Here is a 9,650-nt window from a genome sequence, read left to right on the forward strand (position 1 = left end):
CCCGCGAGCTACTGCACTGAACGGGCGGCGGCCGCGGCGGCGGGCTCGCGCAGGAAGGCGAGCAGCTCGGCATTGACCTCCGCCGGGCGTTCCTGCTGCACCCAGTGCCCGGCGCCGGGGATCATGACCTCGCGGTGCGGCCCGGTCAGGATCTCGCCCATGCGGTGCCGCGGCGTGGTGAGCAGGGTGAAGTCGTCGGTGCCCGCGAGGAAGAGCGCGGGCACGTCGATGGCGGGGGCGTCGGCGAGCAGCTCCCAGTTGCGGTCGATATTGCGGTACCAGTTCAGCCCGCCGGTGAACCCGGTGCGGGTGAACTCGGCGACGTAGTGCGCGAGTTCGTCGGCGTCGATCCAGTCCGGGTCGGTGTCGGGCTCGGGCAGCCGCGCCACGAACCCCTCCGGGCCCGGCGCCACCAGCCGGAGCATGGCCTCCTGCGCCTTCGGGTCGGCACCCGCGCGCAACCCGCTGAGCAGGCGGCGGAGCGCGGTGGCCGGGTCGGCGTCGAGCTCGGCGTCGGCGGGGCCGACCTCCTGGAAATACAGCATGTAGTAGAAGTTCTCGCCGAACCGCCTGGCCAGGATCCGCATGGGCGGCGCGGGCGGGCGCGGCGTCGGCGGCACGCTCAGCACCGCGACGGCGCTGGTCCGCTCCGGGTGCAGCTGCGCGAACCCGGCGGTGACGGTGGCGCCCCAGTCGTGCCCGACGACCACGGCCCGCTCGGCCCCGACGTCGTCGAGCAGCCCGGCGAGATCCCCGGTGAGGCAGGCGATGTCGTAATCCTCGACGGCCTCGGGGCGGTCCGAACCCCCGTAACCGCGCTGGTCGGGGGCGAGCACGTGATACCCCGCCGCGGCGAGCACGGGGATCTGGTGCCGCCAGGAGTACGCGAGTTCCGGGAAGCCGTGCGCCAGGAGCACGACGGGTGCGCCGCGGTCACCGGCCTCGGTGACCCGCAGCGTCACACCGTTGGTGCGGACCGGACGTTCGATGGGGCGATACATCCCCCCAATCAACCACAGCCCGCCCGCGCTACTCCCGGTGCAGCCGCTCGCGCACCGCCGCCATCCGCGCTGCCAGCTCGTCCGGGGCGATGAGGCCGCGCTCCAGCAGCGTGTGCGCGGTGACCACCGCCGAGCGGGTGCGGACCGGGAAGTCGCGGTAGACGGTCTCGCCGAGCGCGTCCTCGGCGTGCCTGCGCTCCAGGTTGTCCAGCGTGCCGCGCCAGGAGAGGCACTCGCAGGTGGCCTGCATGCTCGACTCCCACGGATCGGGCCTGCGGTCCAGGTCGGGCAGTGAACGTTCGCGCTCGGTGCCCGACGGCAGGGTATCGAGCAGGACGGCATAGGGCGCGGTCATGCGCGGGCCTCCCCGTGCATGGCGTCCTCGGCCTGGCTCGGCGGCTTCTGCGCGGTCCACCCGACCTGGGGCAGCGCGACCCCGATCATGGTGTCGCGGGTGACGATGGCAGCCAGCTGCTCCTCGGTCCAGCCCTCGGTGCCCGCCGGGCGCATGGGCATGACCATGAACCGCGACTTCTGGTTGGAGTCGTGCACCCGGACGTCCACCTCGGCCGGGAAGTGCAGCCCGAATTCGGCGAGCACCTCGCGCGGCCTGCGCACCAGCCGCCTGCGGTAGTTCGGCGTTCGGTACCAGTCCGGGGACATGCCGAGCACCGGGCGCGGGTAGCAGGAGCAGAGCGTGCAGACGATGACGTTGTGCACCTCGGGGGTGTTCTCCAGGACGTAGAAGAACGTGTAGTCGCTCGGCGTGCCGGAGCCGGTGGGGTCGCGCCAGTCGATCCCGACCTCCCTGCAGGTCTCGGTGCCGTCGGCGAGCAGCCGCGCCTTGAACTCCGGGTCGGTCCATGCCTTCGCCACCAGCTTCGAGCCGCCGTGCGGGCCGACCGTCTCGGCCCACTCGGCGAAGCGGCGGTGGTCCTCGCGGGAGAACAGCCCCTTCTCGATGGCGAGTTCGCGGATCGCGGTCTCCAGCACCTCGAATTCGCTGATCTCGCCCGCGGTCTCGATGGGCGCGTGGTCGTGGTCGTGGTCGTGGCTCACTGCGTGTCGTCCTCCTGTGCGGGGGTCAGCCAGTGTTCGGAGATCTCGGTCTGCAGGGTGTCGGCGGGGAAGCCGGTGTAGCCGGGCCAGAGGTCGTGCTGGCGGAAGCGGACCACGTAGAACGGCTCGGTGCGGCCGTCGTCGCGGCCCCACGCCTCGTCCTCGGGGATCACCCACTCCGGGCGGTGCTCCACGACGGTGCCGGTGCGGCCGCGGGTGTAGAGCTGGGTGCGGGTGTGGAACAGGGTGGTGGCCTCGCGCACGGTGACCCGGTCGCCGACGGCGAAGCGGCGGCCGGTCACCGCTGCACCCGCCGGGCGCGGACCTCGTCGAGCTTGGCGCTCAGCTCGTCCGGGGTGACGTACCCCTTGACCACCAGGGTCTTGGCGGCGACCAGGGCCCAGCGGGCGTAGTAGGGCAGGCCGAAGTAGAGCGTGGCGCCGAGGTCGTTCTCGGCGCGGCGGCGCTCCTCGGAGTTCCACACGCCGCGCCAGCCCAGGCACTCGCAGGTGACGTAGGTGTTCATCTCCCACTCCTCCTCGGTCTTCTCCAGGTAGGGGGCCGGGAGGTCGGGCTGGCCGCCGACGTCGTGCAGCACGTGCCGCAGCGCGGCGAACAGCTCGCCGGAGATCTCGTAGGGGGAGTCCAGCGGGGTGCGCGACACCGGCGCGATACCGGCCACGCGGGCGGCGAGCTGGTCGAACTGTTCCGGTGCGCTCATGGCGGCTCCGCGAAGGTGTCGGTGATGCCGGTCACATTTGATGCTCTTAGAACATAACACGTGCTCGCGGTGGTGACGTTTACGCCGCCGCGGCGGTGGAAATGCGGGGGCACAGTTCATCGGGACAGGGGACGGCGCAGATGGTCGCGGGATTGTCGAGGGCACGGCTGCTGGTGGCCACGCTGGGGTTGGCGCTGCTCGCCGGATGCGCCGAATCGCCGCCCGAGCAGCTCGGCCGGGAGGACCGCGCGGCCGCCGTCCCGGTCTTCGAACTGCACATGCCCGAGCAGGTCTGGCAGCGCACCGACACCCGGCTCGGCGAACCCGGCGTCGAGGAGCCGGTCACCCTCGTCCCCGAGCCGGACGGCATGGTCCGCATCGACCTGACCGGCGAGCAGATGGTCGACTACCTCGTCGCGCTGGACCACAACGCGCACGGCGGCATCTCCGCCGACGACCCCGAACTCGCCACCGCCGTCTACGACCTCGTGGTCCGGGTGATCGACACCATGCCCGCGCCCGCGCCCGGGCAGCCCGCGCCCAGCATCGTCGTCCCCGCCGCCGTGCTGCCCCCGGCCTGACCGCCGGATGGCGCTCCGGGGGCCGGGTCTGGTCTACTGTCCCGACCTCGAAAGCCCGGCCGGGCCGGGGCGCGCCGCTCCCGGCGACTCCACCCACGCTCGAGGCGAGGCACGAATGACAGTGACATCCGAGCACGACCTGCGCGAACTCTTCGGGCAGTCGGTGGCCGTCGCCGCGACGCTCGCGGGCGCGGAGCACGTGCTCGAGGCCGCCAACCCGGCCTTCTTCGCCGCCATCGACCGCGCGCCGGACGGTGTCGGGCGCCCGCTCGCCGCCCTGCTGCCCGGCGGCATCGGCGGTGACGTCCTCCCGGTGCTCGACCGGGTGTACCGCACCGGCGTGGCCGCCACCGTCCGGGACCTGCGGGTCGTGCTCGGGTCGGGGGCGGCCGCGCGGGAGGCGTTCTTCGACATCACCGTCGAACCCCGCGCGGGCGGACTCCAGGTGATCGGCGTCGAGACCACCCAGATCAAGCACGCTCAGCGGCTCCTCGCCGAGCAGCGGCTGCTGGTCGAGCACATCGCCAGGCAGGCGCCGCTCACCGAGGTGCTGGACGGCATGGCGCGCTCGATCGAGGGCCTGGTCCCCGAGCCGGTGCTGGTCTCGGTGCTGCTCGCCGACCCGGACGGCGCCCACCTGCGCCACGGCGCCGCCCCCAGCCTGCCCGACTTCTACAACGCGGCCATCGACGGCATCGCCACCGGCGACGGCGTCGGCTCCTGCGGCACCGCGGCGCACCGGCGGCAGCCGGTGATCGTCACCGACATCGCCACCGACCCCTTCTGGGACGACTTCCGCGCGCTCGCGCAGCGCGCCGGGCTCGCCGCCTGCTGGTCGACACCGATCCTGGCCAGGGACGGCGGCCTGCTCGGCACCTTCGCCATGTACCACCCGCGCCCGCGCGTCCCGCAGGACAGCGACCTCGCGCTCGCCCGGATCTTCGCCCGCACCGCCGCGCTCGCCATCGAACGGCACCGCATCGAGCAGGCCAAGGCCGAGGCCGAGGCGCGCGCCGAGGCCGCGCGCGCGGAGCTGGCCCGCGCGCTGCGCGCCGAGCACGAGCTGCGCGCCGACGCCGAACAGCGGGCCGAGGCGGCGGCCGGGCTCGCGGCGCGGCTGCGCTCCGCCGCCGCCGCGCAGGTGGCGGCGCCGCACCCGGAGCGGTGCCAGCTCGGCGGACCGGAGGGGTGCGCGGCGGCGGCGGAGATCAAGGTCGCGGATTCGTGGGGTGATTCGGCGTGGGGGTGTCCCGCGCACGCCGAGGAGGCGCTGCTCAACGTGCGGTCGGTGTTCATCGCCAGCGAGGAGTTGGGCGGGCTCGCGGCCTACCTGGGGCGCTGATCTCGAAGGGCCGCACCGTGGTTGCCGTTCGGCGGATGCCGGTAGGTTGGAAGAGTTGTGGACGAGTCTCGTGGCCCGGGGGGATCGATGCGCGCCGACTGGCGGGACGGTGAGCGGTTTCTGGTGCGTTCGGTGTCGTGGGGCGGGGGCAGCCCGCACCTCGACCTCGCCGAGGTGGGTTCGGCGACCCGCGCCGCCGTCCCGCTGATCGGCACGACCCTGGCGTTCACCGTCCCCGACACCGGCCCGTTCTGCCTCGGGCGCGCGGTCTTCGCGGCCTCCGGCGAGGTCACAGGGCAGGACTGCCCCGGCGCGCGGCGCGCGGTGACCGGGCGGCAGTGCGCCGAGTGCGCCGCGGCCGACGAGTTCCGCTTCATCCACCACGTGCACCGCGGCGGGTACGTCCCGGACGGGTTGCGCGAGTACGTCGCCCGCCCGCACTGGGTGTACATCGCCACCTTCGCCGACGGCTCCAGCAAGGTCGGCACCGCGGTGCACGCACGAAAGCGGACCCGGCTCGACGAGCAGGGCGCCGTCCGCGCCACCTACCTGGCCTGGGCCGACTCCGGGGTCACCGCGCGGGAGTACGAAGACCTGGTCTCCGGTGCGCTCGACATCGTGCAGAGCAAGCGGCGCAGCGCGAAGCTGACGGCGCTGGCGCGGCCGCGGCCCGCCGCCGAGATCGAGCGGGCGCACGGGTGGGCGGTGCAGGAGGCGCGCGAGGTCCTGGAGGGCGCCTCGGCGGTGCTGCCGCTCGAGCCGTGGGAGCCGCCCGCGGAGCACGCCGGGGTCGCCGGGGCGAGCGATGCCTACCCGCACGCCCTGACGTCGGGGGAGCACTGTTTGACCGTGGTGGCGATGGTCGGGTCCGTGGCGTCGGTGACGGTGAACGGGGAGCCGGAGCTCTTCCTCGCCGATCTGGGGGTGCTGGTCGGGCGGCACGTGGTGCCGGGACCGGTTCGCTCGCCGGGGATCTCGACCCAACTCGGGCTGTTCTGAACTCGGCCGATGAATTCGCGGTTCCCGAGCGGTCGGAGCACATGACACCTCTAGCAAAGGAGACTGCCATGGCGGAGCTTCTCGTCGACTTCATCACCTCCCTCGACGGATACGCCTCGGGCGAAGGATGGCCCGGGTTCTGGGGCCTCGAGGGGCCGGAGTACCTCGCCTGGCTCGGTGAACAGCCGGAGGTCACCTACCTGATGGGGGCGAACACCTACCGCCTGATGTCGGGGTTCGCCGCGGGCCGGGTCCCCGACGGCCAGGACGAGTTCCGGCCGGAGGAGGAGGCGTCCGTCGACGAACTCACCCGGGCGACCAAGGTGGTGTTCTCCGCCACGCTCGAGGAGCCCCTCACGTGGGCCAACGCCACACTCGTCCGGGACGACGCCGTCGCGGCGGTCCGCGCCCTCAAATCGAGCGGTTTCGGGCTGCTCAGCACGATCGGCAGCCTGAGCCTGTGCCGCTCCCTGCTGCGCGCCGGGCTCGTCGACCGGTTCCGGGTCGTGATGTTCCCGGTCATCACCGGTGCCACCGGCGCGGAACGGATCTACGACGGCTATCCGGACGTCGCCCTCGAGATGATCGAGCACCGCACCTTCGACCGCGGCATCCAGTTGGTCGAGTACAAGCCCCGCGTCCTCGACCACCCCCCGCTCGCCCCGGGGGCCTCGTAGCGCTGCCACCCGAGCACTGCGACGGCTCAGGTGCGGAGCTGGAGCAGGAGGTAGGCCGCCAGTGAGGGGCCGTCGGTGATGACCCCGGCGCGGATCATCCCCTCCACCTCCCGCCGGGAGAACCACCGCTGCCGCATGTCCTGCTCGGTCTGCTCCCGGCGCGGCTCGCCCGGCACCAGCTCCGTCGCCAGGAACACCTCCGCCCCCTCGCCGGTCATGGAGTTGGCCGAGTGGACACGGCCGAGCCGTTCCCACCGGCCCGCGGTGAATCCGGTCTCCTCGACGAGTTCGGCCGCGGCCAGCTGCTCCGGCGTGCCGGAGACGCCTGCCGGGAAACCGCCCGCGGGAAACTCCCACGACCGGGCCCGCAGCGGATACCGGTACTGCTCGACCAGGTGGAACCCGTCGTTCTCCATCGGGACGACGAGCGCGAAGTCCGGCTTGTCGATCACCGAGTAGATCCCCGAAGACCCGTCCTCGCGCTCGATCCGATCCTCGCGCAGCGACAGCCACGGGTTCTTGTAGATCACCTTCGACGACAGCGTCCTGATCGACATCCCGCCATTCTCGCGGAGCCGGGCGCGTCCGGCGGGTCTGCTGTGCTCGGGACGGGGTAGTACCAGGTCACGAGGGGTGGCGCCGAGGAAGGGAGATCGAGGATGAACGGCTCGACGAAGGAGATCGGCTCGACGATGCCGTCGCAGATCTCGATGCGGCTCTCGGTGTTCGACCGCTTCGCCACCGCGGCGAGCGCGGCGGTGTCCAAGGCGGCGTTCTTCGTCTGCTGCGTGGTGCTGGTGCTGGTGTGGGCGCCGAGCATCCTGGTGCTCGGCGACGTCGACACCTGGCAGCTGGTGATCAACACGGCCACGACGATCATCACCTTCCTGCTGGTGGCGCTGCTGCAGAACACCCAGAGCCGCTCCGACGACGCGGTGCAGCACAAGCTCAATGCCATCGCGGACGCGCTCGGCGACCTCATGGACGAGCTCAGCGTCGACTACCCCGAGCTGCGCAGGCACCACCGCGAGCTGGACGACGCGGTCGGGCTGGAGGAGCGGGAGTCGTCCTGAGCCCTTCCGGTTTACACGTGTATAGCCTAGTGTCTGGACCATGGTCGAAACGGGAATCGGACGCCGCTCGCTGGGCGGTCGCTCGGTCGATACCGCGGATCGGGTGCTCGACGCGGGGTTGGCGGTGCTGCGCGAGCAGGGGTACGACCAGCTCTCCATGCGGGAGGTCGCGCGGCGCTCCGGGCTGACGCACGCCACCGTCTACGGCTACTTCTCGGCCAAGCAGCACCTGGTCACCGAGCTGTACTGGCGCCGGGTCCAGCGGTGGTGCGAGCAGCCGGTCGAGGGCGCGGCGCCGCTGGCCCGGCTGACCGGCGTCTTCACGGAGCTCGGGCAGCTCATGTCGGAGGAGCCGGAGCTGAGCGTCGCCGCCTCCGCCGCGGTGCTGAGCCGCGACCCGGACGTGGCGCGGCTGCGCACTTGCATCGGCACGGCGCTGACCGGCCGGTTGCGCCGCGCCGCCGGATCCTCCGGCACGCCGGAGATCCTGGACGCGCTGAGCATCGCCGTCAGCGGCGCCATGATCCAGGCGGGCATGGAGTACGGCTCCTACACCGACCTGGCCGAGCGGCTGACCGCGGTCGCCGCCCTGCTGCTGCGCGGCTGAGCATGCGGGTCCTGATCACCGGCGCGACCGGTTTCGTCGGCGCGTGGACCGCCGAGGCCGTGGACCATCACGGGCACCAGGTGCGGCTGCTCGCGCGTGACCCGGCGCGGGCCGTCGCGGTGGCGGCCGAACTCGGCTTCGACGGCAGCGACATCGTCCGCGGGGACATGACCGACGCGGAATCGGTGCGCGCGGCGCTGACTGGCTGCGATGCCGTCATCCACGCGGCGGCGGTGGTGGCGCTCGACCCCGCCGCCGCCGACCGGACGATCCGCGCCACCGTGGTCGGCGCGGAGAACGTGCTCGGCCAGGCGGTGGCGGCCGGGCTCGACCCCGTGGTGTCGGTGTCGAGCGCGGTGGCGCTGTGGCGTCCGCGCTGCCCGCTGCTGCACCCCGACCTGCCGCCCGGCGGTGGCGCCGACGCCTACGGGGTGGCCAAGGCGCGGGTCGAGCGGTACGCGCGCGGGCTGCAGCGCGATGGGGCGCCCGTCGTGATCACCTACCCGAGCAGTGTGCTCGGCCCTGCCGTCGCCGGGCGGTTCGGCGAATCCGGCGACGCCGTCGGCGCCTTCCTGCGGTCCGGGATCCCCGGCCGGGGCGCGGCGTTCTCCGTTGCCGACGTGCGCGATGTCGCGCAGGCGCATGCCCTGCTGCTCGAGCCGGGTCGCGGCCCGCGGCGCTACGTGATCGCCGGGCACCACGTCACCGGTGCCGAACTCGCTGCCGAGCTGAGCACGGTCAGTGGCCGCCGGGTGCGCCACCACCGCCTTCCCGATGCCGCGCTGGTCGCCGCGGGCACGCTCGCCGACCGGTTCCGCGACCGGCTCCCGCCGAGCCTGCGCAAGCTCGGCGCCGCCGGCGTTCGCTACCTCGTCGACTCGCCGCCCGCCGACAACTCCGCCGCCGAGCGCGACCTCGGCCTCACCTTCCGCCCGGTCCGGCAGACCCTCGAGGATCTGCTCGCCGACCGGAAACGACTGCGCGCCACGCGCTCCTGAAAGGACACCCATGCCCCGCTTCCCCCGCGCCGAACTCCAGGAAGTCGTCGACCGCTGGCTCGCGGCCAATATCGAGGCCGAGCGCACCGGCGACTGGCGGCCACTGGCCGACTTCTTCGTCGCCGACGGCAGTTACGGCTGGAACATCGGCCCTACCGACGACGTCATGTGCGTCGGGATCGACGAGATCCGGGAGATCGCCTTCGGCCAGGAGATGGCCGGGCTGCTCGGTTGGCGCTACCCGTACCAGCGGGTGCTCGTCGATGATGAGCAGGGCGAGGTGCTCGGCTTCTGGAAGCAGGTCGCCACCGACCTTGACGGGGTCGAGCACGAGGTGTACGGGCTCGGCGGGTCGTGGTTCGGCTATGCCGGGGACGGGAAGTGGGCGTGGCAGCGCGACTTCTTCGACTTCGGGCACGTCGCGGACCTGTACATCCGGTTGCTGAAGGCGGGGAAGGTGTCGGCCGAGTTCTCGGAGCGGATGGCGAAGAATGCCGGCGCCGGGCGCTTGCCGGGCTGGTATCCCCTCGGCGCCACCCCGTCGCCGCTGTGGCCGCCGTCGGTCGCCGCGGGGTGATGGCCGCGGCGGGCG

The 9,650-nt window shown here is 72.8% G+C and carries 14 protein-coding genes; 8 read left to right on the plus strand and 6 right to left on the minus strand.

Annotated elements, in window-relative coordinates; all coding sequences use genetic code 11:
* Nucleotides 1–8: 8 nt before the first annotated feature.
* From ACFUUZ_RS17745 to ACFUUZ_RS17765, 5 genes are read right to left on the minus strand one after another with little or no spacing between them, the layout of a single operon-like run.
* The gene (locus tag ACFUUZ_RS17745) at nucleotides 9–1,001 is read right to left on the minus strand and encodes an alpha/beta fold hydrolase (RefSeq protein WP_378697387.1); all 993 of its coding nucleotides are present in this window, start codon (nucleotides 999–1,001) and stop codon (nucleotides 9–11) included.
* A 28-nt stretch (nucleotides 1,002–1,029) separates the two neighbouring features.
* Nucleotides 1,030–1,356 carry a ScnB gene (locus ACFUUZ_RS17750; protein ID WP_378697389.1) on the minus strand — a complete coding sequence of 109 codons (327 nt, stop codon included), beginning with the start codon at nucleotides 1,354–1,356 and terminating at the stop codon, nucleotides 1,030–1,032.
* A complete protein-coding gene (scnC, locus tag ACFUUZ_RS17755) occupies nucleotides 1,353–2,060 on the minus strand; it encodes a thiocyanate hydrolase subunit gamma (protein ID WP_378697391.1) in 708 nt (235 codons plus the stop codon). The genes ACFUUZ_RS17750 and scnC overlap by 4 nt, the downstream gene beginning before the upstream one ends.
* A complete protein-coding gene (locus ACFUUZ_RS17760; RefSeq protein WP_378697393.1) occupies nucleotides 2,057–2,362 on the minus strand; it encodes an SH3-like domain-containing protein in 306 nt (101 codons plus the stop codon). Before ACFUUZ_RS17760 ends, scnC begins: the two co-directional genes overlap by 4 nt.
* Complete coding sequence (locus ACFUUZ_RS17765; RefSeq protein ID WP_378697395.1) at nucleotides 2,359–2,781, minus strand: hypothetical protein; 423 nt, start codon at nucleotides 2,779–2,781, stop codon at nucleotides 2,359–2,361. The genes ACFUUZ_RS17760 and ACFUUZ_RS17765 overlap by 4 nt, the downstream gene beginning before the upstream one ends.
* Before the next feature lie 140 nt (nucleotides 2,782–2,921).
* Here ACFUUZ_RS17765 and ACFUUZ_RS17770 point away from each other — a divergent pair, with 140 nt between their 5' ends.
* The 4 genes from ACFUUZ_RS17770 (at nucleotide 2,922) to ACFUUZ_RS17785 (ending at nucleotide 6,380) form a co-directional block, all read left to right on the plus strand.
* Complete coding sequence (locus ACFUUZ_RS17770; RefSeq protein ID WP_378697397.1) at nucleotides 2,922–3,362, plus strand: hypothetical protein; 441 nt, start codon at nucleotides 2,922–2,924, stop codon at nucleotides 3,360–3,362.
* A gap of 115 nt (nucleotides 3,363–3,477) precedes the next feature.
* The gene (locus ACFUUZ_RS17775; RefSeq protein WP_378697399.1) at nucleotides 3,478–4,704 is read left to right on the plus strand and encodes a GAF domain-containing protein; all 1,227 of its coding nucleotides are present in this window, start codon (nucleotides 3,478–3,480) and stop codon (nucleotides 4,702–4,704) included.
* 87 nt (nucleotides 4,705–4,791) lie between these two features.
* Nucleotides 4,792–5,703, plus strand: coding sequence for a DUF2797 domain-containing protein (locus ACFUUZ_RS17780; RefSeq protein WP_378697401.1), 912 nt, complete (start codon nucleotides 4,792–4,794; stop codon nucleotides 5,701–5,703).
* Between the two features lie 68 nt (nucleotides 5,704–5,771).
* On the plus strand, nucleotides 5,772–6,380 hold the full coding sequence (locus tag ACFUUZ_RS17785) for a dihydrofolate reductase family protein (protein WP_378697403.1): 609 nt from the start codon (nucleotides 5,772–5,774) through the stop codon (nucleotides 6,378–6,380).
* A gap of 26 nt (nucleotides 6,381–6,406) precedes the next feature.
* Here the strand turns inward: ACFUUZ_RS17785 and ACFUUZ_RS17790 are convergent, their stop codons facing one another.
* Nucleotides 6,407–6,937, minus strand: coding sequence for an NUDIX domain-containing protein (locus ACFUUZ_RS17790; protein ID WP_378697405.1), 531 nt, complete (start codon nucleotides 6,935–6,937; stop codon nucleotides 6,407–6,409).
* Between the two features lie 102 nt (nucleotides 6,938–7,039).
* Here ACFUUZ_RS17790 and ACFUUZ_RS17795 point away from each other — a divergent pair, with 102 nt between their 5' ends.
* Genes ACFUUZ_RS17795 through ACFUUZ_RS17810 form a run of 4 tightly spaced genes read left to right on the plus strand, consistent with a single transcriptional unit; the run spans nucleotide 7,040 to nucleotide 9,635 of the window.
* Nucleotides 7,040–7,453: a low affinity iron permease family protein gene (locus tag ACFUUZ_RS17795; RefSeq protein WP_378697407.1), complete on the plus strand. Its 414-nt coding sequence runs from the start codon at nucleotides 7,040–7,042 to the stop codon at nucleotides 7,451–7,453.
* A gap of 40 nt (nucleotides 7,454–7,493) precedes the next feature.
* A complete protein-coding gene (locus ACFUUZ_RS17800; protein ID WP_378697409.1) occupies nucleotides 7,494–8,060 on the plus strand; it encodes a TetR/AcrR family transcriptional regulator in 567 nt (188 codons plus the stop codon).
* A 2-nt stretch (nucleotides 8,061–8,062) separates the two neighbouring features.
* Nucleotides 8,063–9,058 carry an NAD-dependent epimerase/dehydratase family protein gene (locus ACFUUZ_RS17805; RefSeq protein ID WP_378697411.1) on the plus strand — a complete coding sequence of 332 codons (996 nt, stop codon included), beginning with the start codon at nucleotides 8,063–8,065 and terminating at the stop codon, nucleotides 9,056–9,058.
* A 10-nt stretch (nucleotides 9,059–9,068) separates the two neighbouring features.
* Complete coding sequence (locus tag ACFUUZ_RS17810; RefSeq protein WP_378697413.1) at nucleotides 9,069–9,635, plus strand: nuclear transport factor 2 family protein; 567 nt, start codon at nucleotides 9,069–9,071, stop codon at nucleotides 9,633–9,635.
* The last annotated feature ends 15 nt before the right edge of the window (nucleotides 9,636–9,650 follow it).

This window comes from Nocardia sp. NPDC057353, from assembly GCF_042667085.1.
In the GTDB taxonomy this organism is placed as follows: Bacteria; Actinomycetota; Actinomycetes; order Mycobacteriales; family Mycobacteriaceae; genus Nocardia.